The sequence below is a fragment of the Paenibacillus phocaeensis genome (assembly GCF_900021165.1).
GTDB lineage: Bacteria > Bacillota > Bacilli > Paenibacillales > Paenibacillaceae > Fontibacillus > Fontibacillus phocaensis.
The window spans coordinates 16,133-40,953 of sequence record NZ_FCOQ01000005.1; the positions used below are offsets into that span (position 1 = coordinate 16,133).

Sequence of the window (24,821 nt, forward strand, 5' to 3'; positions counted from 1 at the left end):
TCCCCCAGTCCAAACCGGACATCAGGGGAGGCGCCTTGGCAACTTCTCGCTTATTGCTGCTGTTGAATTTTATCGAAGAAATTCTCCTGCACGTATTTGGCCGCGACATCCAGCTGCTGCTTGGAATCAGTGCCTTTCTTCGAGAACGATTCCTGTACGACGTTGGACATCGCCGCATAGTAGTCCTGCGTGCCGAATTGCGCCTCCGGCTTGCCTTCCAGCAAGCTGAAGAGCTGCGGGTCGTACTTGTATACGTTGTCGTACTTGTCGTAAATCGCTTTCACTTTGCCGGCGTATTCGGAATCCTCGCTGAAATACTCCAGCGGCGTCGGTACAAAGTATTTGCCTTCAGCTTGACGGGCTTTGATCGTGTCCTCAACCGATTTCAAAGCGTCGTCAGTGAAATAGTCGAACGTGATATAGCGGAACGCCATTTCCTGTTCGTCTTTCGTGGCGTTCGGATTGATGACGAGATAGTTGCCGCCCAGAATCCCGTAATGCTTGCCGCCCGCTTCCGCGGCAGGCATCGGATAGGCCACGACATCCTCCGGCTTCATGCCGCCTTCGTTCAGCGCCGCCTGGATGACGTCAAACGCCCCGGCGATCACCATAGCCGTCCGGCCTTGCTGGAAGGAACTGATCGCATCGCCCCAGCCCAGCGCCCAGTCCTGCGGAATCGCGTTGGCTTCCCATCTCAGCTTCTTGTAGAAATCCAACGCCTTCACCCCGGCGTCAGAGTTGAATACGGCGGTTACTTTGCCGTTATCGTTCGTTTCGATGTCGCCGCCGGCTTCGAACAGGAAGTTGGTCCAGTTCCAGCCCGCTTCATTCCCTTTGCCCATCGGTGCGATCCCGGAAATGCCCTTCTTCGGATCGGCGACCCCCTTGGCAACGTTGTACATGTCGTCCCAGGTCCAGTCCAGCGACGGCGCGGCGACGCCTTTGTCGTCAAGCAACTTCTTGTTGACCACGGTTGAAGTCACGTAGCCGTTTTGCGTAATTCCGTACACCTTGCCGTCAACGATAAATTGGTTTTGCAATACCGGGTTAATCTCGTCCTTGTACTCCCAGTTGTTCCACAGCTCCGTGATATCGGCGACCCAGCCGCGTTCGACCAGGAACTGCGCTTCCGTCGCCCACGTATTGTAGAAAGTCGGCGCTTCGTTGGACGCCATTTTTACGCCGATTTCATTGACGCTGTATTGCCAGTCGTCCTTCACGATCGTTACGTTGGGATACTTGGCCTGGAAGCGGGCGATTTTATCGTCTTCCTGCTGGCGGAGCGTCGTTTCGTCCGGCAGCGGATAGTGGATTTTAATCGTAACCTTGCGCTGCGTAATGTCATCGGCTTCTCCCGCAGCCGACGTGGCATTGTCTCCCCCGTTGTTGCCCGTAGCCGCCGTATTCCCGCCGACGTTATTTTGAGTTTCCTTGTTTCCTCCTCCGCCGCAGGCCGCGAGCAGCGAACCGAACAGCATCAGGCACATCAACACCGCTGAAAACTTGCGCATTGAAACTCCCCTTTTCTTAAAGTTAGTATATCTTGCATGTTCATCATAAAAGAGAACCCGGTAGCAATCGATGTGTGATCTTATGACTTTCATGTGCAGGCCTACGATCCTGTAAACGCTACCTATCCTTTGACTGCGGACAAATTGACGCTGCGCATGATAAACTTCTGGAAGCCGAGGAACACGAAGATCGGCGGGATCATGACCATGAACAAAATGCTGAACTTGATGCTGCTGTCCATGTTCCGCGCGTTGATGACGTATTTGTATATCGCCGTCGCCAGCGTGTACTTGTCTTCCGTATGCATGACCAGGGAAGGCCAGAACCAGTCGTTCCATGCCGTGGAAAAAATAAAGATCGCCAGCGTAGCGAAAATCGGCACCGACAGTGGCACCGCAATCCGCAGGTAACTGGTCCATTCCGAAGCCCCGTCGATCCGGGCCGCTTCAAAGATCTCCGGATGGATTCCGTCGAAGAAATTTTTCATCAGCAGAAAATAATACGCATTCGCCCCGGCCGGCAGCCAGAAAGCCCAATAGGAATTCAGCAGCCCCAGCTCCTTCAGGTTCACGAAGTTCGGGATCATGTAGCTTGAGGCCGGAATAAACAACGTCAGCAGGATAAAGAAGTAAATCGCCCGGCTGTACGGCACGCGGATACGCGAAATACTGAACGAGGCCAGCCCCAGCACCAGGATGGTCATCAGCAGGTTGCCGCCGAAGATCAGCAGCGTATTTTTCAAGAACATCGGCAAATCGATATAATTCCAGGCTTTCGGAAAGTTGTCCCAATGCCATTCCTGCGGGAAAAATCGCGGCGGGAACGAGTTGACCTCCTGATTGCTTTTGAGCCCGTTGAACATCGTCATCGCGATCGGATACAACATCGTAAAAGCCATGACCGCGATGCACAGCACCATAAACCCGTAAACCACCTTATTGAGCGGCTTCTGCAGATCGGAGGGCGACAGGATGCCTCTTTCTTTCATATCAGTACTCCTCCTTGTTCAGCTTGTATTGCAGCACGCCAAGCACGCTCAGCACGAGGAACATCAAGACGCCCAGCGCGGTCCCCGCCCCGTAGTCGAGCTGAGTGAAAGCATACTTGACCGTCAGGAGCGCATACGTCAACGTGGCCTTGTTCGGCCCGCCGTCCAGCAAAGCCAGCTGGGATTGGTACGCCTGGGAAGTGCCGATCAGCTGCAAAATCAACATCAGCACGATCAGGTTCCGCATCGACGGCAACGTGATGTACTTGATCCGGGCCCAGACGCCGGCTCCATCGATTTCCGCCGCTTCATACCAGTCCCGCGGAATGCTCAGCACCCCGGCCAAATAAATCAGCATCGCCGAACCAAACTGCTGCCACGTCTCCATGAAGACGATCGAGACCATCGACCACCTCCCGTCGGAGACGAACGAAACCGGATCGGCCCCGAACCATCCGAGCAGCGCGTTGATCGGCCCGACCGGATCGTACATCCAGCGCCACATCCCGTACAGGACGACACCCGGCACGACAAACGGCAGGTAAGCCGCAATGCGCGCAAAGCCCTGGAACCAGCGCAATTCGGAAATGGCAATCGATGCGGCGATCGGCACCCAAAAGCCCATCACCAAGCATAGAAGCATATAATACAAGGTGTTGCGAACCGATAGAAGCACGTCGGGGTTATGAAACACCTTCACATAATTGTCCAGTCCGACAAACGTGTTGCCTTTGACGAAATCGATGTTATAAAAGCTGTAAACCATCCCTTTGATGATCGGGACCCATAGGAACACGATAAATATGGCGATTGCCGGAACCAGAAACAGATACCCCCACATATACTTCTTCCAGTTCGATCCCCGCCGCGGCGCCCGTGAGGCGGCCGCCTTCTTAACCGTGTTCTGCTGCATGTTCCCCGGTGAAATCACGGGTTCCCCCATCTTTCTCCCTCTTTTCTACGTAGTGTCTCTATCCATTGTAGAAAAGGGCTCTTCCGGCGAACATGTCTAAAACTATGTGAACTATGGTCGTTCTTACTTCATCGTTATTTCTTCAGTTCGGTGGGGCTGACGCCAAAATACTTCTTGAAAATCTTGCTGAAATGCTCGGGCGACTCATAACCCACGCGTTCGGCGATCTCGTAACGGCGCAGATCCGTGTTCAGGATCAACGCTTTGCTTTCCTCCATCCGCAGCTTGATGACGTATTCCCAAAGGTTATACCCGGTGTTTTTCTTGAACAGGTAGCTCAAATAATTCGGGCTGACGTGGTTGCTGCGGGCCACCTCGTGGATAGTTAACCCTTTCTGCCGGTAATTCTCCTCAATATACTTCTTGGCACTCTCTACGATTCGGTTGCTTTGCGTCGTCAATTCCTCGGTGGAAGGATCCTGGGCATAGTTGTGCCAATTGAAATCGCCATAATAAAACACGTGATAATCCCCGTGTCCCCCGCCCCATAACATCGCTTTGTCCGCCTGTCGGCTTAGCACGCCCAGGAACCCCACGCCCTTGAGAATTTGGCTGATCCCCACCATGCACAGAAGGCCGAGATACTTGTGAATATGGTGGTGCAGGCTGCGGCCCAGCATTTCAAGCTGGTTGATTTTGTTCAGATTCGGTTCGGCGTACTCCGTTTCATTCCATTGCAGAATAAGGGCCATTTCCAGGCTCTGAGTATAAAAAGCCGCCGCCCGCCACTCCTGATGCAGCAGTTCATTAACGATATTCAGCGCCGCATAGCGGAACAGGCGGGGGTGCTCCTCTTGGTCCTGGGATGGTTCCTTCTCGGCGGGAATGGCCAGCTTGATTTTGATCACGGAAAAATACGGCCCGGTCAGCCCAAGCCGCTCGGCTTCGGCGAACCGTTCCTCCTGATCTCCCTCGGCGGTGTCCGTCAACAAGCGGTTCAACCGTTCGCCGGATTCCGGGAGCGGTTCCACCATGCGGAAGCGCTCCGCTCCCCCGGACAGCCACTCCTCGGCTTGCGGGACCGGCTTATCCATCTTCAGCAGCGCATTGCGCACCGAATCGAGGAACTGTTCGCTGTTCAGCGGCTTGATCAGATAGTCTTTGGCGCCGAGCCGAATCGCCATTTGAGCGTATTGGAACGTTTCATGCGCGGAGATAATAATCGTCTGCACCCAAGGCTTGATCAGCTTCGCCTGCTGCATCAGCTCGATCCCGTTCATTTCCCCCATCTGGATGTCGGTGACCAGCAGATCAATATCCTCCATCCGCACATAGTCCAGCGCTTCATGCCCGTTATACGCGGTGAAAATCTGCCCGATATCCAGTCCCGAAGCGGTCAGCAATCCGGATAACCCTCGGCAAATCAGCGGTTCGTCGTCCACGACCAAAATGTTATACATACGCTTGTTCCCCCTGTTTGTTATTCATTCCGTTCGGCTGCGATAGGCAGGGTAATGGTGACGGCGGTACCGCCTTCTGGCAGGCTCGCGTATTTGAGGCCGTACTCCGGCCCAAAATGCAGCCGGAGCCGCTGATGAATATTGCGGATTCCGTAACCAAACGACGGGCTTGGCGTCTCATCGTTAAGCAGTCTGTCGATCGCCTCAAAATCCACCGGCTTATATCCATTGTCGGTGATCCTAATGCGGACCAGGCCCTGCGCCTCGTCCGCTTCGGCGCGAATGGCGATTTCACCGTCCTCGCCCATATATTTCACGCCATGAAAGATCGCGTTTTCGATAAGCGGCTGGAGCGTGATTTTCGGGATGATGATGGCATGCAGCTCGGACGGAACGTCCCAGGTTACCCGGAATCCGTACTCGTACCGATGCTCCTGCAACTTAATGTAAGCGGAAGCGTGCTCCAGCTCCTCCTCCAGCGTGATCAGCTCCCGGCCGCGGCTAAGGCTGATCTTCATCAGCTTGGACAACTCCTTGATCATCTCTGCGGAGGCGTTGTTCCCCTCCATGGTGCTTTTCCAATAGATACTCTCCAGCGTGTTGTACAGCAGATGCGGGTTGATTTGCTGGTACAGGATTTGCAGCTGGGCCTCCTTCTGCTTGATATCCATCTGATATTTGTAATGCACCAGCCCGTTCAAACGGCGCGCCATCGCGTAGATCGTGGAGATCAGCACGCTGACCTCATCGCTGCGATCCCGGTGCGGCGTCTCCGGCACCACATTTCCCGGCTCATAGCGGCGGACGAAATAGACCAGCTTCTGGATTGGAGTCATCAGCGACCGCCAGAAATACAAGATCAGCGCCAGCCCCACCGCGAAATAGGCGATGGAGATGAGCTGAATGATCCGTTTGATTTCGTTTTGCTGCTGCAGCAGCGCTTTGACAGGCACCTTGTACACCAGCTTCTGCTGCAGGACATAGTTATAATTAATGACATAAATAAATTTATCGGTAATGACGTCCTTCACCCCGATCAGGGAATCCCTGGAATCCCCCAGATCAGCCTCCGAGGGCAATTCAAGCAGCGATCCGGTCGAAGCGGCCTCGGTTGGCGTCGAGGTCAGAATACGATTGTCCCAATCCGTGAAGTACAGCTCCCCTTCCGGGATCGAGACGGTTTGCAGCGATTCGCCGATGCGGCCGTCGACATTGGAGACAACCAGCACGCCGATCGTTCCGCCCTTGTCGATGTTGTTGATCGCCCGGACGTAGGCGAGGGTCCGCTGATTTTGTTGCCCTTGGGCCGGGGGCGACAAGTGCTCAATTAAGCGCAAATAGCCGTTCCCTTTCTTGGCGACGGCTTCATCAAACCATTCCGGCTTTTCCCGTTCAAGAAAAAAATAAACCCCGGCTTTCTTGGACTCCGGATAATACGGCGCAAAAGAATACGAGTTCGACGGGTCGTACACGAACAGCGAATAATAAAGCGGCTCATGCTGGCCGGTCTCATTGGAATAACTGTTCAACAGATTTTCCAGCTTCTCGTAGTTTTTCACCCGCTCCGTCGTCGTGTTGTCCTCGGCCGGGTTTAACTGCTGGACCAGCGGATGCTGAAACACCGTCGACGCCACCTTGTTGATCGATTCGATATCCCGGTTGATCAGCCGGAAATTTTGATTGTTCAGCTCGATGTAGGCATTGGTGACATTCCGTTTCAAAATTTGATCCGCCCGATAGTTTCCGTACGAATTCAAAATAAACAGAGGGACGACCAGCACCAGAAAAACCAGGATCAACTGCTGCTTTAAACCGATCTGTGTCAACGGATTCTTGAATCCCGATTTCACCTGTCATGCACCTCCGGTCACTTTAAGTACGAGTTCCAAAAAGCACCGGCTTTTTGGAAGCCTCATTTAACTATAGCAAGCTTGAAACCCCGCAAGGTATGCGCATTTCTACGGATATCGTGGCGTTTCCCAAGATTCGCGGATCGCTGATTCATTGGCAACCCTGCCTTTCTACTGCCACTGCTCATAGTTTAGAGCATTTTCCGCGTTTTGCCAGCTACAAATTTAGACTCTCGTTGGAACCAAAAGAATCGGAAAGTGTCTTCCAATAGCAAAATTCAGGGCAACATTTATTATAACATTCTATGTAATAGAATATGTCATTAGTAACTATATATGTTTCTTGTTTTAGATAATCATATAAAATTTTAGATTTTGAGGAAACAATACCTGACATATATATTGCTATTTTTCATTTTAAACAGTACTATTGTGTTAATTTACTTAACACAATGATAGGGAGGCAGCTATGAAAATTAAAAGGTGGTTTACGTTGTGTTTGCTTGTCGGGGTGTTGTTCTTTACGAGCGTTCCGAGCACCTTTTCAGAGTCGGCATCCGGCTCCGCCGAGAGTTCTGTGCCGAACGTAACGATTGTCGCAATGGGAGGCACGATTACTAGTACGGCGGTCGGGCGGGAGATGTTTCAATCTTATGGCTCTGAAAGAGTTTCAATCCAAAGTATTCTCGACCGTCTTGAACCCGAAATTTCCAAGGTTGCAAACGTCAGCATCAAGGAGCTTGAGAACATCGGGTCTGCCCAAACGACAACGGAACATCTTTACAATCTAAGCTTGATTATTGACGAGGTGCTGGCCGATCAAAATACCGATGCGGTTGTCGTGACTGCAGGTACCAACATTATGGAGGAGTTGGCTTACTTTGCAGATCTGACCGTACGCAGCCCCAAGCCCGTTGTATTTACCGGCTCCATGAGACAGTCCAACACCTTCTCTTTTGACGGGGAGGCGAACCTGTTCAACGCGATCCGTCTGGCGGCCAGCCAAGAGACGGCCTGTTACGGTACCGTTCTAATGATGAACGATGAATTTTTCGCCGCTCGTGAAGTCACGAAAACGGACGCCGTCCGTCTGGATACTTTCGATGGAGGACGTTACGGAGCACTGGGTACCGTTGATGAAGACCGCATCCGCTCCGTCAGAGCACCTGCAAGAGTATTGGAATGCGGCAAGAACGGCTGGAAAACACCATTTGATCTGTCCACCATCAAGGCTGAGGATATCGCCAAGGTGGAAATCGTGTACAGCTATACCGAAGCCAGCGGTTTACCGATAAAAGCATTGGTAGACGCAGGAGTGGACGGGATCGTCACCGCCGGACACGGGGCAGGAGGAATTTCGGTAGAGCAGCAGGCGGCCCGTGCGGAAGGTGTTGAGAAAGGCGTTGTTTTTGTTACCACTACCCGGACCGGCTCGGGAGCCGTCTATGACGCGAAAACGCCCGGAATTATCGGTGGAGCCGACCTCTTGCCGCAGAAAGCGCGCATTCTGCTGCAGCTCGGACTCACTTTCTCCGACAATCCCGAGCAGGTCCGTCAATGGTTTACTTCCATCGGATTGCCCGAGTTCAACATGTCTCGCTAGCATAATTCATTATTAATCGTTGGGGGCGTCTCCTATTTGGTTTTCGGACTAAATAGGAGACGCCTTGCTTTGTCATAAGGCGATGTGCCTGGGCGGTTGTCTGTTAAACCACCAGCTCATCCAGCCCGCCGACGACAAGGTCGGCCTCGCCCAGAATATCCGGGCTGCCGATGCCAACGACGCGGCAGCCGGCGGCTTTGCCCGCTTGCACCCCCGCCTTCGCGTCCTCAAACACGACGCAGTCGGACGGCGGCAACGCCAGCGCTGCGCTGGCGGCGAGGAACACCTCGGGATCCGGCTTCGCCTTGGACACCTTGGTGCCGTCGATGACGGCGTCGAACAGCTCGGCGATGCCAAGCCGCTCCAAGATAAACGCGGCGTTCTTGCTCGCTGAGCCGAGGGCGATCTTCACCCCGCGCTCGCGCAGTTGCAGCAAATACGCCTTTGCTCCCGGCAAAATTTCCGACGGCTCCAGCTTGGAAATAAATTCGACGTATTCCCGGTTCTTGTCCGCGGCCATCTGCAGGCGTTCCTCCTCCGTCGCCTCTACGCCGCCGACCTCCAGCAAAATACGCAGTGACTCCATGCGGCTGACGCCCTTGAGCCGTTCGTTATGAGCTTCCGTAAACTCGAAGCCCAACCGATGCGCCAGCGACCGCCATGCGAGATAGTGGTACTTGGCCGTATCGACGATTACACCGTCAAGGTCGAAGATGGCCCCTTTCATCGTTTCCAGCATGCTGTGATTCTCCTTTGATCATTTTAAATGTGCAGCTTTTCCGGCTTCCGGCCAGGCACTCTAACAATTGAATTCGATATTTCGAATACAATTCGTCACAAACGACATAAATGGCGAATTCTATTCGATATTTCAGATAGATTCTCGGCTACCGTCACCCAAAGGCCCAATTAAGCATGAAATTTCATATATATTCTGCCAGAATACGTGGGAAACAACGAATTCTATATGATTTTTCGTATATATATCGCCGGCACCCGCCACCAGCCCTTAGTTTAGCTTAACTTGGCCGAGCAGACTGTCCAAGCCTCCCGGCAGAATCATAGGGGACGCGAAACTCCTGGCCCGGCGCCACCAACAGCTCCCGATCCTCCACGACAAGCCGCATCGGTTCCGGGTTCCCGGCCTGAGCGATAACCGTGACCTCTTCCCGACTGACACGTACCCGGTAAGATCCCCCTCGAAGGTGGACCGGGAACTCGATTGCCTGCCAGACGGAGGGGAATGCCGGCCGAAGCTCCGCCTTGTCTCCATCATATCGCAAGCCCGCGAATCCCAAAATAGCTGCCATCCATGCCCCGCCATTCGCTGCAGGATGCGTGCCGCCGATATAGAGATCTCCAACATATTGCTTCGATTCCCCGGTTAAGTCAATTCTTGCCGTTCGCATAAAGTAAGGATATCCCCAATCCGGCGAGCCCGTATCCGCTGCCACCAGGGCATAAATACAAGCGCTGAGGCTTGATCCATGCTCCGTGCGCGGTTCGTAATAAGCCCAGTTTGCCTGTTTGACGGCCAGTGCATAATCGCTCTTGAACAGGTGCAGCATCAGCACCACATCGGCCTGCTTCAGGATTTGCGTCGTCGTCGCAAGACCGTTTCCCCCGCCGAGATATTCGTGAGGATGAAGCATCCGCGCCTTTAATTCCTGCAGCGTCACATCTTCCAATTTATCATATCGGTCGAATTGTTCGATTCGTCCCGTCTCGGCATCCGGCTGGGGAACATACAATCGGTCGTGCATATCGCGAATTTGCTCCAACTGCACGCTGCTGCCCTCAAGCAGCGTTTCGTATCGTTTGAGGTCGCGGCTTCGCAGGAGGTCCATCGCATTCAAAGCGATGCGGAGGCATTCCTTAACCATCCGGTTAGTAAACGCGTTGTTGTTCACTCGCTCATGGTATTCATCCGGCCCGGTGACGTCAAGGATTTCGAACCGCTGCTTTCGCGAATTGAAGTACCCATACGAGTAAAAGAATTTGGCACACTCCCACACAACCTCGGCCCCACCGTCCAGAAGCAGGCTCTCGTCTCCGGTAAACGTATAATACTGCCATATCCCGTAAGCCACATCCGCGCTGATATGCACCTGCTTATCCCGAAAGTAAGTACGCATCGGGCGACCCGTAAACACATCGTTTACGTTAAAAAGCGTGCAAGCATCGTCCCCCGTCTCCTGGCTTTCCCAAGCATAGAAGGCCCCGTCATAACCGTATTCCGCCGCTTTGCGCTTCGCGCCTTCCAGCGTATGGACCCGGTACATCATCAGATTGCGCGCCACCTCCGGCTCCGTATGCAGGAAAAAAGGCAGCATAAACATTTCCGTGTCCCAGAAAACCGCGCCTTTGTACACCTGACCGGACAAGCCGCGAGCGGGGATGGACACGCGTTCCGAGCGGTCCGGCGCGATGATGTGCAGCTGGTACATGCTGTAGCGCAGCGCCAGCTGGGCTTCTTCGTCGCCTTCGACCGTGATGTCGGAGGCGTCCCACTTGCGCTCCCAGCGCTCGGCGTGCTCGCGCAGCAGCACATCGTATCCGAGCTGCCGCGCCTCTCGGGCGGCCTGTTCCGCCGCCGTCTGTACATCGCCTGCCAGTGCCCCGTCCTGACCGGTAACTACAGCGACGTATTTGACGAGCTCAACCGGTTCGCCAGCCCGGCAGCGCAATTGGATCCGGCGGCGGATCGAGAGGTCCCCGCGGAGAAGCTGCTCCTCTTCGCCGCCCTGCACCTCCACGGCTTCCGCGACCGTTACCGGTACGCCCAGCTCCTGCGTCTGTGCGGTTACCCGCAAGACCTCTCCAGCCTCGTCCGCGCCGCTCTCTATGCGCTCAAGATGCGGGCCGTTGATGTCCCAGACATCCCCGTCAATGCCGGTGACGATCGTCAGCGTGCCGTCCAGGCTGCTCTCTACGGTCAAGCGGCTCACGATCAGCTCAGAGCGCACCGCGCTGCAAAACCGCTCCGACATCATCGACACCTCCGCACCGTCCGCGGTGCGGAATACAGATCGGCGGCGGTGCACCGCATGCCGCAGGTCCAACGCCTGCTCATGGGCCGCCAACTGCGGACTGGCGTCCCCTCCGCCATTCTCTCTGCCATTCCCTCTGCCATTCTCTCTGCCATTCCCTGCGCCGTTTCCTCCGCTGGCTTTGCCCTGGCCCCCGGCTTCAGTCTGGCTCCCGGCGTCTAGCACGCTTAACGGCACCCCGTCCCATTGGACCGCCGTCGCCAGGCCATTCGGCGCGTTCACCGGCTCGCGCCACTTGTTCCCGACCTTGTCGTACAACCCGGCGATGATCGTAGCGGTCAGCTCATTCTTGCCGAACTCCTCCAACGTTCCCCGGTAGCCCAGCACCCCATTTCCAATCATGAACTTATTGCCGTGGTGTGCGATTCGCTCCCGGTCGAACCCGCTTTCCTTAATCATCCAGCTCATTGAATGACCGCCTTTCGCAGCGGCACACGAATCCCCGCTTCACCGACGGTGACCGGGCTCCCATACACGGAAACTTCCGCTTCGCCGCCCGATGTAGCGCGAATGCAGGCTTGGTCTTGATCCACTTCCACCAGGATCTTCACCCCTTGGTAGGTGACCCTGAACGAGTAGCTCTTCCAACGTTCAGGAATGCTCGGATTTAGCATGAGCTGGTCTCCGTCCGAACGCATCCCGCCGAATCCGTACACAATGTTCATCCAGGCCGCGGCGATCGAGGTCGTATGCAGGCCTTCCCGCGTGTTGCGGTTATAATTGTCGAGATCCAGCCGGGTCGCAAACTCGAAGAACTTATACGCCTCCTCCGCTCGCCCGATTTCCGCCGCCAAAATGGAATGAATCGACGGAGACAGCGAGGATTCGTGGATGCAGCGCGGCTCATAGTAATCATAGTTGGCGCGTTTCTCCTCCAGCGAATATTCGCTGCTGTACAGGAACATGAACATCAGTACATCCGGCTGCTTGATCATGTCGTACCGGTACAGTCGATCATAGGACCAGTGCGAATACAGCGGAAATTCCGTCACCGGAATCGCGTGAATGTCCAGATGCGGCAGGTCAAAAAAGCCGTCATGCTCCTCGAAAACCCCTGTCCGTTCGTCCCGGGGTATTTTCATGTGACGGGCTTTATTACGCCAATCGTTCTGTTCTTCCTCGGTCAGGCCAAGCCGCGCGGCCAGCTCGCCGTATGCCGCCGGGGCTTCACCCCGCATCGCCTCCAGCACCTCCAGCGTATATTCGAACAGCTTTTTCGCCATTAGATTGATATAGCAGTTGTTGTTCACCATGAGTTGAAACTCATCGGGACCCATTACGCCGAAATAGCCGTATTTCCCCGACTGTTGCCCCCATTGCCCCCGGGTCGCGTAAAATCGGCTGATTTGAATCAGCATTTCCGCGCCTTTTTCATGCAAGAACGCCTTGTCGCCTGTGATGTTCACATAATGGCGAAGCCCGTATGCCACCGCCGTGCCTACATGCAGCTGCAGGTTCGAGTGCTGCCACAGGTCGCAGCTTTCCGTCCCGTCGATCGTGGCAATCGGATAAAACGCCCCTTCGCAATCCAGCTCTTTAGCCCGTTCTAGAGCTTCGGGAAGCGATTGGTAGCGGAACTCAAGCAAGCTTCGCGCCGCCTTCGGATTGTTGAAGATATAGAATGGCAGGCAATACGATTCCGTGTCCCAGAAGGCCAGTCCCCGGTACGCCTCGCCGGTCAACCCTTTCGCTCCGATATTGAATCCGGGATTATCCCCGTGGTAAGTCTGATATAGCTGAAAAATGCAAAAGCGAATCCCCTGCTGATTCTCCGGATCCCCATCGATTGCGATATCCGATTCCGCCCATACCTCGGCCCAGTACGCCCGCTGCTCGGCCGCCGCCGCATCGTACCCTGCGTGTGTATAGCGCGCCGACAGCTCGATCCCCCGCGTCCAAAGGTCGTTGTCCCCGATCGAGCGGTCTTTCTCCGCTACGTTAACGACGAGCTTATCCAGTTTGCTGCGCTGCCCCTGTTTCAGCTCCAAGGTCAGGTCTCGGCCGATGTAGCTTCCCTCCTGCACCAGCTGATTGTTCACGGCGTCCGGTGCAATAACGCGGAATCCGGAAAACAGCCGGTTCCCCGTGTTCACCGTTCCTCCCAACATCCCCGCGATCCTGGAACCATCAGCTGTTGCTTCTTCCCCTTGCTTCAGTGGGTTCCAATAACAGCGCTGCTGATCCTCATGGATCACCGCTAGGTTCAGTCCGGTCCGCACCTGAATCGAACCGGAGAAATTCAGCGGCATGAACGTGATCCGCTGCGCCCCGAGATGCGACACCTTCATGCTGACGAAGCGCTCGAACGTGAGCTGGACGTCTTTTCCGCTGGCGGTATGCCACACGAACTCCCGGGTGTAGACCCCCGTGCGCAAATCCAGTTCCCGCCGAAAGCCGCTAAACCGGCTCGCCGCCAAATCCAGCATCTCCCCGTCCAACATGATCCGCGTATGCAGCCAGTCTACTGCGTTCACCATGAATCGTAAACGTTTGATGATTCCTTTATAGTGAGCCGTAACCGGACTCTCCTCGAACAACCCGTTGAAATAGCTGCCCAGCAGCGTGTCCCCGCCATACCCTTCCTCCGGATAACCTCTGACCCCCATATATTCATTCCCCAACGAAAAAATCGACTCGCTGACCCGATTGCGTCCCGGATCAAAGCCTTCCTCCACGACCTTCCAGGGGTCGACCTGCAAATATTTGTCTGCGATTTTCGGCATGCTCCGCCCTCTCCTTCTATGTGTTTGACACGCTTGCGATCTGTCTTCGTAGCCAACAAGACCGCTCCCCATCCAGATTAACGGAACGTTCGCCGCCGCCAAATGTCCAGGAGTAAGAAGCTTATGTGCGTTTATACGGAGTTGAAGTCCCTCGCTGCTTTTCGCCCCCGTTCCCTTCTCGCCCGCCTCTTTGCAAGATTATCCCTTTCATTCAGGGCGGTCGTCAGGCGAATCCGGAGAAAGGGGAATTCGTTAATCAAGATGTGAAATGGAGTTTGGGAGTTTGGAGCAGGAAAAGCACGACAATAAGGTTGGTATTTTTTTCTTGATTGGGGATCATATGTTTGGTATAATTAAAAAAAGAGAACACATGTACGTATTCTGAGACGATAAGGGGTGGACGAGATGGAGAATGGAACGGAAATGGATCTGCAAACCTTCAGTAGCCGTTTTACGAACGAGCAGGATTGCGTAGAGGCGTTGATTGCGATGAAATGGCCAACCGGCTTTGTATGCCCGCGCTGTGCGCATCCCCAATGCAGCCGGCTGACTTCCCGACGTATCCCCTTGTTCGAATGCGGAAGTTGTAGACATCAGACATCCCCATTGGTCGGTACGATTTTTGAAGGAACTCATCTGCCTTTGTTAAAGTGGTTTCAGGCTCTGGAGTTATTTTTGCTCCCAGATGGTATCTCGGCGATGCGGCTGTGCCAGGTGATTCGGGTCACCTACAAGACAGCCTGGTTGATGCTGCACAAAATTCGTCATGCCATTGGGGAATTCGATGCCAGGGAGTTGCTGAGCGGGAATGTGAAGGTAAACAGTGATCAGTATAGACGAGATCCGTTACGGAGCCAGCTTCCTCAGTCCGGTGTGACGGCGGTCGTAGCCGGATGTACAGTAGCGGATTCGGGAGAACCGGAGCAGGTCAAAATCCGTCTTTTACCCCATAAGAGAGGGTACGGCCAAAGAGCAGACCGCCGCGAGCTCACCGCATTTGTCACCAATGATGTGCTTGTTGGTTCGTCGGAGGTACAGCTGTTCCCCCTGGCTTTTCGGCTTTATACGCCCTTGTGGAAAGTGGTCCGAGAGGCATGGAAATCGCTAAAATGTACTTACGTGGCTTTAGGAATGAAGTATCTGCAGGCGTACCTGAACGAGTTCACCGTTCGACGCCAACTTCGCTTGCCCAGAGCGATCAATACGATGCGTCAGAAACTGCTGCAGATCTGTATGGCTAGTCAGAGCATTTCTTATCGCCAGCTCATTGCGAACCAAGCGAATCCCCCTCTCGCTCCTGCAGCCTGATTATGCTGCTAACAGGGAAAGGAAAGATCCTGATCTTTACGCAGAAACCATAGCCTACATCACTTACATCACCACTTACATCACTTACATCATGGCTCCCTTACCCGTTTCCCCTATTTACCTTTAATTTGAGTCTCTCTGTCACTTGTTGATCGGCCGGCCAACTCCTGGGTTACCGTTTTCGCTGCGACCTGATCAAACGGGATAATCTTGCAAAGGCCCCTGAAACAGCAACAGCCCCCCCTCCCCAATTACAAAAACCGAAACGCCCCCGCGCTCCGGCTACCCCAAATTACAATACGTTGATAAATACCGTCTTCATTTTACCGCTGTATTGAACATCAAGGCCCAGTCCTTGTACGAGCAGGGCCAATGGTACATAGGTTTTGTTCTCCTTTCCGACCTTCTGCAGAAAAGCCGGTGTAGCGGTGGCAGCTGGCGTGCCGTCCACCTGAATCTGCTTCGAACCCACCGGAATCACCACCGTCCGGCTGCCATAAGTAACGGTGGCGGTGGCCTTGCGGGAATCCCATTTGCTTTGCGCCCCAACCGCATCGGTTATGTCTTTGATTGCCACGAACGTTTGCCCGTTCTTCAAGATCGGCGGGTACGGCGTGTTCAGCTCTTGGCCTTTAACGACAACGGATATCGGCGCTCCGCCGGTCTTTGCCGTAGTTGTCCGGTAGCTGCCCCAAACCGATTCGGTAAAAATTTTCGCGATTTCTTCATACCCGGCTTGATTCGGATGGATATCGGTGTCGGAAAAAATATGCGTCAGCGAAATTTCCCGTCCCGTGAAAGCTGCTGCCACATGAGCCGCCTTCACCGGCTTCGCTTGGGTCGCATGATTGGCAACAACCCCATCCACGATCGCGGTGAACTTACCGGCAATCTGCTGCAGCTCCTCATAAATGGAGGCGCCCGCCAGCTTCGGCACAGGCTGATATTGGTCGGCAATTACGATTTGCGCCGATGGATTAAGCTCTGTCAGGATACGGACGACCTCGCGGAGATTGTCTCCATAAGCCTTCAGTACCTCATCGCTTTGAGCGCGGAGCTGCTCCAGCGAGATGTTCTTCACATCCGGCAGCAGTTTTAACAAGTCGTTCCCGCCAATCGTGATTGTGATCAGATCGGCCTTCTGCAAGTCGGCTTGTGCCTGAGCAATGCCGGAGCCGAAGGATGCAATCCTCGGATCCGGCACATTGGCTTGAATGTCCGCAACGCCAACCGGTGAACCCGCCAGAATTGCCGTCACGTAGTTTTTCAAACCTTCGCTGGTCAAACCGAGGATGCCGTAATTAACTGCGGAGGCAGGCCCGTGGAACAGCCCTTGTTCCTTCAGGCGATCAACGAAGCCGTACGGAACGCTCGTATCCGTCATGCCCGGCTCATACCCGGCGGTGATCGAATCGCCCAGCGCCACAATAAGGTAGCCGTCAGCTTGGGCAGACTCGGCGGCTTGGATTGGTTTTGCGGCGAGGCCGCTGAACCACAATAGAATGAGTGCGAGCGCCCCCGCCAAGATGGAAGCTTTGTTCAAGCGAGAATCCTTCAAGCTTTTCAACTCCTCTTATAAAATTGCGAAAGACCTGAGGTTAGGGATAGCGTCCTCAGGTCCCGTTAATGCTGTTTGGGCGCGGGCGTTTCTCGCCGTTATTCCGGCTTCTCCTGCGCGCGCTTGGTTTTGTTCAAATATTGATCATAACGGCCATCGATTTCCTTAGCCATCTTCCGGTAATTCAGCGTCTCCTCTACGATCGGGTCTAACGTTGTCTGGATGCGAATTTCGTATTTCGGTGACAATCTTCTGCGCTCCTCCTCGCGGCGTTCTTCCTCACTGCCGTATTCCCCTTCGGTCAGCATCTCGCTGAGCTCGCGTTCCAATTCCTTGTTATCGCTCACTCTTGACACTCCTTCCGGTATTCTGGATTAAGCGTACGTCCGATTGCGCTCATTCCTTCCATAACCTCCGCGCCGGCGTCCTGTCATTAAGCTGCCCTTAAAGCCCGGTCGCATCTGCAGCTCGGATCACGCCAAGCAGCTCCTCATGGATTTTACCATTGCTGGCAATTAAATGGCGTACGCCGATGTGATAAGGGTTGCCTGTAGTATCGGTCACTATTCCTCCCGATTCTTTCACGATCAGCGCCCCTGCGGCAACGTCCCAAGCATTCAACCCCACCTCGTAATAGCCGCTTAGCCGCCCGGCAGCCACATAGGCCAGATGCAGGGCTGCCGACCCGGCGGCGCGCAGACTGCGCACTTCACCGGACAACGCGTTCAGTCCACGCATGTTTACCGGCAGCGCAAACTCCCGATCCGGGTTAAAACCCACCGCGATAATGCTGCCGGACAAAGACGCATCGGCAGACACCCTCGATGGCTGACCGTGGATATAAGCGCCCTTGCCTTTCTCCGCCACAAACATTTCATCACGGATCGGGTCATAGATGACGCCGATGATCACTTCGCCTTTATAAGCCAGCGCTATCGATACGCAAAAAAACGGAAACCCGTGCACAAAATTGGTCGTTCCGTCTACAGGGTCGACGATCCACAAATACTCCGATTCGCTGGCCTGCTTCAGCGCTGCCGCTGATGCTGCCGCTCCCGGCGCTACGCTTTCTTCCCCGAGGATATCATGGTCCGGAAAATGCGTCAGAATCAGCTTGCGGATCATCGCCTCCGCCCCTTTATCCACGTCCGTTACCAAATCCTGCGGCGATTGCTTCGTATTTAGATCCCGGTAGTCCCCAAGCCGGCTCTTAATCCATTCTCCCGCCTTCGCGGCGCAGTTAATCGCAACGGCCATCGGACTTTTGCTGCCTACCACATATGGAACTTTCGGATTGGATTCCAATCGATTCACTCTACTTTCATCTTAAACTAATAATCTACTCACTAAAAACTATACGTCCGTGATATCGCAAAGTTGCGTCCTTTCGCCTGCTTGCCATGGAATACAAGCGAAAGCCGCGTTACTTTATATGCAAAAAGTCCGTGTCCAAAAGCGGGGCTTGGCCCCGCCGGAAACGAACTTTCTGCTGACTGACCGCTTGCGGTCTCCTCGTTATGCACCTACGATATTGTACCCGCCGTCTACGAAAATAACCTCACCGGTAATCCCGCGCGACAGGTGGCTGATCAGGAACATCGCGGTGTCGCCGACTTCCGCGGTTTCTGTCGTTCTGCGCAGCGGAGCTTTCTCTTCGACCTGCTTGAGGATCGAGTTAAAATCGCTGATGCCCTTGGCAGCCAGCGTACGGATCGGGCCGGCCGATACCGCGTTGACGCGAATGTTCTTCGGTCCAAGGTCGTTCGCCAGATAGCGAACCGAAGCTTCCAGTCCGGCTTTGGCCACGCCCATCACATTGTAGTTGCGCATCACACGCTCCGATCCCATGTACGTCATTGTCATGATGCTGCCGCCTTCCGTCATGAGCGGGGCAAGACGCTTGGACACGGCAACCAGCGAATAGACGCTGATGTCGTTAGCCAACGCGAAGCCTTCGCGGGACGTATCCACGAATTCACCAGCCAAGTCCTCGCCTTTCGCGAACGCGATGCTGTGCACGAGACCATGCAGCACGCCAAACTCACCGCGCAGCGTATCGGCCAGCTTGTCGATCTCCTCATCCACCGCCACGTTGCACGGCAGGATCAGCGAACCCGGGATCGTTTCGGCCAGCTTGCGTACCCGGCCTTCCACGCGTTCGCTCTCATATGTAAACGCCAAACGGGCGCCTTGCTCCGCCAAGCTCTGCGCGATCGCCCACGCGATGCTGCGCTCATTGGCGACCCCCATTACGATCACATTTTTCCCCGCTAACAAATCACCCATGAAAATCCTCCTCTAAAATACACCGTCATTTTGTACAACTTACCTTATTTCCCTGCATTTTTCAAGAGAGACGGAGCCAAGCGACAGCTTGTCCTCAACCTAAGGCCTGATGCGCGCACAATCATTTTCTAGCAGGATCGCCAAAGAACATTTCGTGCGCCAGTGCGGTCTGTACGGCAGACTCCTCATCCGTCAGCGGACGGATCAGCTCCAGTTCAACCGAGGTGACTTCCTCTCCATTGAAGTTGATTTCGGCAACGCAGGCGGTGATCTTCACGATCGCTACCGCCTGGTTATCGGGCGAATAAGCAATGACCTTCTGTCCAGTAGGAAATACGCGCAGCCCTTCTTTGAGCATTTTGCCGCGGCCGTATTCCATCAGTTCATAAAGCTCCTGCTCTTTCTTGAATTTACAGACCGAGTTGAATTCCGTTTGAAATCCCACCGTCATCCCTTCCTTTCCCTTACCGGTCGTTCGGGCGGCGATGTCCGCCGCCGTTACACGCCGCTTTCGAATTCGAGAGCTTGCCGGGCTGCGTAGCGCTCCAGAGCCAGCTCGATCAAGCGATCGAGCAGCACCTCATAAGCCACCCCGGTTTCCCGCCACAGCAGCGGGTACATGCTGAAGGGCGTGAAGCCCGGCATCGTATTCACTTCGTTGATCCAGATCTTGAGATCCGACTTCCGCACAAAAAAATCGGCTCGGCACAATCCGCTGCCGGCGATCGCTTTAAACGCCTTAACCGCCAGCTCGCGGATCTGCTCAGCCATCTCGGTATCGACTGGGGCGGGAATCAGCATCTGCGATTTGCCGTCCAAGTATTTGGCCTGGTAATCGTAGTATTCTCCGGAGGAGACGATTTCGCCCGGCACGGAAGCCAGCGGTTCGTCGTTGCCGAGCACTCCGACCTCCACCTCACGGGCGTCGACGAACTCCTCAACGATCACCTTCATGTCGTAGCGGAAGGCCAGCGCCACCGAAGCCAACAGCTCCTCACGATTTCTTGCTTTGGAGATGCCAACGCTGGAGCCCAGGTTCGCCGGCTTGACGAAGCACGGGTAGCCGAGCTTCTCTTCGACGCCCTGAACCAGCGTATGGCTGGCACGCTCCCACTCGGATGCGGTGAAGTAGCAGTAGGCGCATTGCTCAAGTCCCGCCTCGGCAAACAGCTTCTTCATGATAACCTTATCCATGCCGGCTGCGGAAGCCAGCACTCCGGCACCGACGTAGGGCAAGTCGGCCATCTCGAACAACCCCTGAATCGTGCCGTCTTCACCATTCGTGCCGTGCAGCAGAGGGAACACCACATCAATTTCGGATTGACCCGCCGAAAGCTTGCTGAACAAAAGTTCCATCGCGGCAGATGTACCGCCCGCGCTTTGCGCAAGCTTCAGCTCCTCCAGCGCCGCAAACGGCGCGTTCAGCTTATCGCCAACCTTCCATTTGCCCTGCTTGTCGATATAAAAAGGAAGCAGTTCGTATTTGTCATAGTTAAACGCCTTAGATACGGCAAAAGCCGTCTGCAGCGAAACTTCATGCTCTCCCGACTTGCCCCCGTAGATGAGAGCTACGGTGATTCTGTCCTGTCCCATTGTTAACCTCTTTTCCTTCATCTAGAACCGGTCCGCGATATGAAAAAAACGATACACCGTATTGTCGGTCCAGGCGTAGGAATCCCGGTAGTCCCAATAGCGGTGCTTGCTTGGCGTCGTATGCGCGTTAACCAGCGGCATGCCGCCGGCATCAAACGCGGTCACGATGGTGCTGTGCTGAAACGTACCGTTCCCGTCCCAATCGTAGGCGATGACATCGCCGAGTTGAAGCTGTTCCGGACGCTCGAGCAATTCGGCGCGAAGTCCGGTTCGGCTCTGGCCGAGGTGACGCTCCAGCGCATTGGCCACCGACCAGCTGTAGCTCCACAACTCCCGGCCGCCGACATAACCTTTGTACCACCAGCCCGATTCTCTTTTTCCAGTATAGTTTATCGGGGCTCCGCCTGCAAAGAGGCACTGGGAGATATAGTTCGTGCAGTCGACCTCGAAAGCGGAGAATTCCGGATTAAAGCCATCCCACCAACGGTCGGCATAAATCACCGCATCCTCTCGACGGTAAGCGATGCTGCGGGCACCGCCCTCCCCAAGGAGCTCGCGGTTCAGAAAAGGCCGCGGCAAAGCGCTCATGCGGCCCATCTCTTCCCTCTCCTCCTCAACGGGAAGTACCATCGCCGGATGCCGCTCTGGAATCGGCTGCTCTACCTTGATGACGATCCAGCCCGAGCCGTCACGCGCCAAAGTGAGACGCTGCTTCTCGATCCGCTCCTCCTGGTGGCGGGCGCCTCCTTTTTCGTAATAAATTTTCCGCGACAGCTGCAAATCGACCTCGATCTCGCCTTCCCGGTTTTCAATCTCACGTACCAGCTTAGCCCGGGTCTCGCAGCGAAGCGGCGCAGCCCCCCGGTGGCGATACCAGCTCTCCAGTCTGCGCTTCCGTTCGCCCCGCCGCAGCAAATAATCCACATCGGTTACGACCGTGCCTCCGCTAGGCGTGCGATAGTCCACTTCGTCCTGGTTCTGTTCGTTCACGTAAACCGATAATGTCTTCTTCCATTCATCCGTCATACATCCACGCCTCCTTTTCGCTATTAGCCATTATATGAGCACCCCGGAGGGAGTATGTTTTGCACCTGTCCCGCATCGGCTTGAAAGCCTGTACATCCGCGCCGGAACAGCCTCGACAAGCTAAGATTTGGGTGCAAAAAGTTCTTTACTCGCCACGTGAGGGAAGGTATACTTAAATCAAAGAAATTTGAAATTATGTTTCATCAGGTGAAACCAATCAAGGAGGTACATTCATGTCAGCGAACGATTTTTTCTCCTCTGCCCGTACGCTGGAGGTCGGCGGCAAGAGCTACCGCTACTATGACCTGCAGGCACTCGAACAGCAAGGGCTCGGCAGCATCTCCAAACTGCCCTTCTCCATTAAAGTGCTGCTTGAAGCCGCTGTCCGTCAATACGACGGCAGAGCCATCACTCAGGAGCATGTGAAGCAAATCGCCGGTTGGAGCGAGGGCCGCGATGAGAACAAAGAGATTCCGTTTATCCCCGCTCGCATCGTATTACAGGATTTCACCGGCGTGCCGGTCGTCGTCGACCTTGCCGCCATGCGCGATACCGTGAAGAAAGCCGGCGGCGATCCGAAACAGATCAACCCTCTCGTGCCGGTTGATCTCGTGATCGACCACTCCGTCATGGTTGACGCGTTTGGTTCCCCGGACGCGCTGGAGTACAACATGAAGGTCGAGTTCGAGCGCAACGAGGAACGCTATCGCTTCCTGCGCTGGGCGCAAACCGCCTTCAATAACTTCCGTGCTGTGCCCCCGGCTACAGGGATCGTTCACCAGGTCAACCTGGAGTACCTGGCTTCCGTAGCCGCAACGAAGACCGTAAACGGCGAAACGGTGGTTTACCCGGATTCCCTCGTGGGCACCGACTCCCATACGACGATGATCAACGGCCTTGGCGTCGTGGGTTGGGGCGTCGGCGGGATCGAAGCCGAAGCCGGCATGCTGGGGCAGCCGCTTTATTTTGTCGCGCCGGAAGTTATCGGGTTTAAGTTGACCGGCAGTCTGGCCGAAGGCGCTACGGCAACCGACCTGGCTTTGACCGTAACGCAAATACTGCGTAAGAAAGGCGTTGTCGGCAAATTCGTGGAATTCTACGGCCCGGGTCTGGCCAACATCAGCCTGGCCGATCGCGCGACCGTGGCGAACATGGCCCCGGAATACGGCGCAACGATCGGTTACTTCCCGGTGGATACCGAAACGCTCGCTTACCTGCGCAGCACGGGACGCTCCGAAGAGCAGATCGCTCTGGTTGAAGCGTATTACAAGGCGCAAGGCATGTTCCGTACGAACGATACGCCGGATCCGGAATTCTCCGATCTGATCGAGCTGGATCTTAGCTCCGTTGTGCCAAGCTTGGCTGGACCGAAACGGCCGCAGGACCGCATCGAACTCACCGCGATGAAGGAAAGCTTCAACACGATCATCCGCACGCCGGTTGAGAAAGGCGGCTACGGCCTCAGCGAAGAGAAGATCGAACAATCCGTACCGGTAAAGCATCCGGACGGCTCGACCAGCGAACTTAAAGCCGGGGCGGTTGTGATCGCGGCGATTACGAGCTGCACGAACACATCCAACCCCAGCGTTATGGTTGGCGCGGGCCTTCTGGCGAAGAAAGCCGTGGAACGCGGCCTGACCAAGCCGGGTTACGTGAAGAGCAGCTTGACGCCAGGCTCCCTCGTGGTCACCGAGTACCTGCAAAAGGCTGGCCTGATCGAGCCGCTGGAAGCGCTCGGCTTCCACGTTGCCGGTTACGGCTGCGCAACTTGTATCGGGAACTCCGGTCCATTGCCGGACGAAGTCAGCACGGCGATCGCCGATAACGATCTGACCGTTGCAGCGGTGCTCTCGGGCAACCGGAACTTTGAAGGCCGCGTCCATGCGCAAGTGAAAGCCAACTACCTGGCTTCCCCGCCGCTTGTCGTCGCTTACGCACTGGCCGGCACGGTCAATATCGACCTGCAGAACGATCCGATCGGCTATGATCGCGATAATCAGCCGGTATACCTGAAGGACATCTGGCCATCTTCGGCGGAAATCAAGGAAGCGATCGGCCAATCGGTGAGCCCGGAGATGTTCCGCAGCAAATACGAGCACGTCTTCACGCAGAACGAACGCTGGAACTCGATTCCCGTTCCGCAAGGCGAGCTGTACGAATGGGATGCGAAGTCGACTTACATCCAGAACCCGCCGTTCTTCGAGAAGATTGGCGAAGGGTTGTCCGACATCGCCGACATCCGCGGCGCTCGCGTACTGGCCTTGCTTGGCGATTCGGTCACGACGGACCACATCTCCCCGGCAGGCAACATCTCGCCGAGCAGCCCGGCTGGCAAATACCTGACCGAGCATGGCGTCGAACGCAAGGACTTCAACTCCTACGGTTCCCGCCGCGGCAACCACGAGGTGATGATGCGCGGGACGTTCGCGAACATCCGCATCCGCAATCAGGTAGCCCCGGGCACAGAAGGCGGCGTGACCAAATACCTGCCGACGGATGAAGTCGTGTCCATCTACGACGCTTCGATGAAATATCAAGCGGAAGGTCAGAACCTCGTCGTCATCGCCGGCAAGGAATACGGCACCGGCAGCTCCCGCGACTGGGCGGCGAAAGGCACGTATCTGCTCGGCGTCAAAGCGGTGATCGCCGAGAGCTTCGAACGGATCCACCGCAGCAACCTGGTTGGCATGGGCGTCCTCCCACTGCAGTTCCAGGACGGTGTCAGCTGGAATACGCTGGCCATCGACGGCACAGAAACGTTTGATATCGAAGGCTTGAGCAATGACGTGAAGCCGGGGCAAGAATTGACGGTAACGGCAACCCGTGCGGACGGGACTACGTTCCAGTTCCCGGTCATCGCCCGTCTCGACAGCATGGTCGACGTCGATTACTATCACAACGGCGGAATCCTGCAAACCGTATTGCGTCAAATGATCGCATCCAACGCCTAA

General features: G+C 55.2%; 18 protein-coding genes. 3 read left to right on the top strand and 15 right to left on the bottom strand.

The features are described 5' to 3' along the window. Nucleotides 1-50 precede the first annotated feature (50 nt). From BN3795_RS00235 to BN3795_RS00255, 5 genes are all read right to left on the bottom strand, one after another. Nucleotides 51-1,511 (bottom strand): ABC transporter substrate-binding protein, encoded by a 1,461-nt coding sequence (locus tag BN3795_RS00235; RefSeq protein WP_068782747.1) that lies wholly within the window; start codon nucleotides 1,509-1,511, stop codon nucleotides 51-53. Between the two features lie 122 nt (nucleotides 1,512-1,633). Then, a complete protein-coding gene (locus BN3795_RS00240) occupies nucleotides 1,634-2,500 on the bottom strand; it encodes a carbohydrate ABC transporter permease (RefSeq protein ID WP_068782748.1) in 867 nt (288 codons plus the stop codon). 1 nt (nucleotide 2,501) lies between these two features. Further along, a complete protein-coding gene (locus BN3795_RS00245; RefSeq protein WP_068782749.1) occupies nucleotides 2,502-3,443 on the bottom strand; it encodes a carbohydrate ABC transporter permease in 942 nt (313 codons plus the stop codon). A 104-nt stretch (nucleotides 3,444-3,547) separates the two neighbouring features. Beyond that, nucleotides 3,548-4,873, bottom strand: a complete 1,326-nt coding sequence (locus BN3795_RS00250; RefSeq protein ID WP_068782750.1) for a response regulator — start codon at nucleotides 4,871-4,873, stop codon at nucleotides 3,548-3,550. Nucleotides 4,874-4,893: 20 nt separating this feature from the next. Then, a complete protein-coding gene (locus BN3795_RS00255; RefSeq protein ID WP_068782751.1) occupies nucleotides 4,894-6,723 on the bottom strand; it encodes a sensor histidine kinase in 1,830 nt (609 codons plus the stop codon). Between the two features lie 469 nt (nucleotides 6,724-7,192). Here BN3795_RS00255 and BN3795_RS00260 point away from each other — a divergent pair, with 469 nt between their 5' ends. After that, a complete protein-coding gene (locus tag BN3795_RS00260) occupies nucleotides 7,193-8,326 on the top strand; it encodes an asparaginase (protein ID WP_068782752.1) in 1,134 nt (377 codons plus the stop codon). Nucleotides 8,327-8,429: 103 nt separating this feature from the next. On the opposite strand, the gene pgmB is transcribed toward BN3795_RS00260, so the two are convergent. The 3 genes from pgmB to BN3795_RS00275 all read right to left on the bottom strand — a co-directional run bounded on the left by pgmB (nucleotide 8,430) and on the right by BN3795_RS00275 (nucleotide 14,099). Then, entirely contained in the window at nucleotides 8,430-9,065 is a 636-nt protein-coding gene (gene pgmB / locus BN3795_RS00265; RefSeq protein WP_068782753.1) for a beta-phosphoglucomutase, read from the bottom strand. Nucleotides 9,066-9,345: 280 nt separating this feature from the next. Next, entirely contained in the window at nucleotides 9,346-11,784 is a 2,439-nt protein-coding gene (locus BN3795_RS00270) for a glycosyl hydrolase family 65 protein (protein ID WP_068782754.1), read from the bottom strand. Continuing rightward, nucleotides 11,781-14,099, bottom strand: a complete 2,319-nt coding sequence (locus BN3795_RS00275) for a glycoside hydrolase family 65 protein (protein WP_068782755.1) — start codon at nucleotides 14,097-14,099, stop codon at nucleotides 11,781-11,783. Before BN3795_RS00275 ends, BN3795_RS00270 begins: the two co-directional genes overlap by 4 nt. Nucleotides 14,100-14,504: 405 nt before the next feature. On the opposite strand from BN3795_RS00275, the gene BN3795_RS00280 reads away from it, so the two are divergent. Further along, complete coding sequence (locus BN3795_RS00280) at nucleotides 14,505-15,407, top strand: transposase (RefSeq protein ID WP_068782756.1); 903 nt, start codon at nucleotides 14,505-14,507, stop codon at nucleotides 15,405-15,407. A 292-nt stretch (nucleotides 15,408-15,699) separates the two neighbouring features. Here the strand turns inward: BN3795_RS00280 and BN3795_RS00285 are convergent, their stop codons facing one another. From BN3795_RS00285 to BN3795_RS00315, 7 genes are all read right to left on the bottom strand, one after another. Next, nucleotides 15,700-16,965 carry a stalk domain-containing protein gene (locus BN3795_RS00285; RefSeq protein ID WP_068782757.1) on the bottom strand — a complete coding sequence of 422 codons (1,266 nt, stop codon included), beginning with the start codon at nucleotides 16,963-16,965 and terminating at the stop codon, nucleotides 15,700-15,702. A gap of 98 nt (nucleotides 16,966-17,063) precedes the next feature. Next, entirely contained in the window at nucleotides 17,064-17,312 is a 249-nt protein-coding gene (locus BN3795_RS00290) for a hypothetical protein (protein WP_408634986.1), read from the bottom strand. A gap of 97 nt (nucleotides 17,313-17,409) precedes the next feature. Continuing rightward, nucleotides 17,410-18,279, bottom strand: coding sequence for an inositol monophosphatase family protein (locus tag BN3795_RS00295; RefSeq protein ID WP_232729807.1), 870 nt, complete (start codon nucleotides 18,277-18,279; stop codon nucleotides 17,410-17,412). A 201-nt stretch (nucleotides 18,280-18,480) separates the two neighbouring features. Beyond that, the gene (gene fabI / locus BN3795_RS00300) at nucleotides 18,481-19,251 is read right to left on the bottom strand and encodes an enoyl-ACP reductase FabI (RefSeq protein WP_068782759.1); all 771 of its coding nucleotides are present in this window, start codon (nucleotides 19,249-19,251) and stop codon (nucleotides 18,481-18,483) included. 121 nt (nucleotides 19,252-19,372) lie between these two features. After that, nucleotides 19,373-19,696: a hypothetical protein gene (locus BN3795_RS00305; RefSeq protein ID WP_068782797.1), complete on the bottom strand. Its 324-nt coding sequence runs from the start codon at nucleotides 19,694-19,696 to the stop codon at nucleotides 19,373-19,375. Nucleotides 19,697-19,749: 53 nt separating this feature from the next. Beyond that, nucleotides 19,750-20,844: a D-alanine--D-alanine ligase gene (locus BN3795_RS00310; RefSeq protein ID WP_068782760.1), complete on the bottom strand. Its 1,095-nt coding sequence runs from the start codon at nucleotides 20,842-20,844 to the stop codon at nucleotides 19,750-19,752. Between the two features lie 21 nt (nucleotides 20,845-20,865). After that, nucleotides 20,866-21,870 carry an amidase domain-containing protein gene (locus BN3795_RS00315; protein WP_068782761.1) on the bottom strand — a complete coding sequence of 335 codons (1,005 nt, stop codon included), beginning with the start codon at nucleotides 21,868-21,870 and terminating at the stop codon, nucleotides 20,866-20,868. 233 nt (nucleotides 21,871-22,103) lie between these two features. On the opposite strand from BN3795_RS00315, the gene acnA reads away from it, so the two are divergent. Continuing rightward, nucleotides 22,104-24,821, top strand: coding sequence for an aconitate hydratase AcnA (gene acnA / locus BN3795_RS00320; RefSeq protein ID WP_068782762.1), 2,718 nt, complete (start codon nucleotides 22,104-22,106; stop codon nucleotides 24,819-24,821).

Coding starts and splice junctions, on each gene's coding strand:
- BN3795_RS00235 (WP_068782747.1), bottom strand. CDS start 1,511: ATGCGCAAGTTTTCAGCGGTGTTGATGTGCCTGATGCTGTTCGGTTCG.
- BN3795_RS00240 (WP_068782748.1), bottom strand. CDS start 2,500: ATGAAAGAAAGAGGCATCCTGTCGCCCTCCGATCTGCAGAAGCCGCTC.
- BN3795_RS00245 (WP_068782749.1), bottom strand. CDS start 3,443: ATGGGGGAACCCGTGATTTCACCGGGGAACATGCAGCAGAACACGGTT.
- BN3795_RS00250 (WP_068782750.1), bottom strand. CDS start 4,873: ATGTATAACATTTTGGTCGTGGACGACGAACCGCTGATTTGCCGAGGG.
- BN3795_RS00260 (WP_068782752.1), top strand. CDS start 7,193: ATGAAAATTAAAAGGTGGTTTACGTTGTGTTTGCTTGTCGGGGTGTTG.
- pgmB (WP_068782753.1), bottom strand. CDS start 9,065: ATGCTGGAAACGATGAAAGGGGCCATCTTCGACCTTGACGGTGTAATC.
- BN3795_RS00270 (WP_068782754.1), bottom strand. CDS start 11,784: ATGAGCTGGATGATTAAGGAAAGCGGGTTCGACCGGGAGCGAATCGCA.
- BN3795_RS00275 (WP_068782755.1), bottom strand. CDS start 14,099: ATGCCGAAAATCGCAGACAAATATTTGCAGGTCGACCCCTGGAAGGTC.
- BN3795_RS00280 (WP_068782756.1), top strand. CDS start 14,505: ATGGAGAATGGAACGGAAATGGATCTGCAAACCTTCAGTAGCCGTTTT.
- fabI (WP_068782759.1), bottom strand. CDS start 19,251: ATGGGTGATTTGTTAGCGGGGAAAAATGTGATCGTAATGGGGGTCGCC.
- BN3795_RS00310 (WP_068782760.1), bottom strand. CDS start 20,844: ATGGGACAGGACAGAATCACCGTAGCTCTCATCTACGGGGGCAAGTCG.
- BN3795_RS00315 (WP_068782761.1), bottom strand. CDS start 21,870: ATGACGGATGAATGGAAGAAGACATTATCGGTTTACGTGAACGAACAG.
- acnA (WP_068782762.1), top strand. CDS start 22,104: ATGTCAGCGAACGATTTTTTCTCCTCTGCCCGTACGCTGGAGGTCGGC.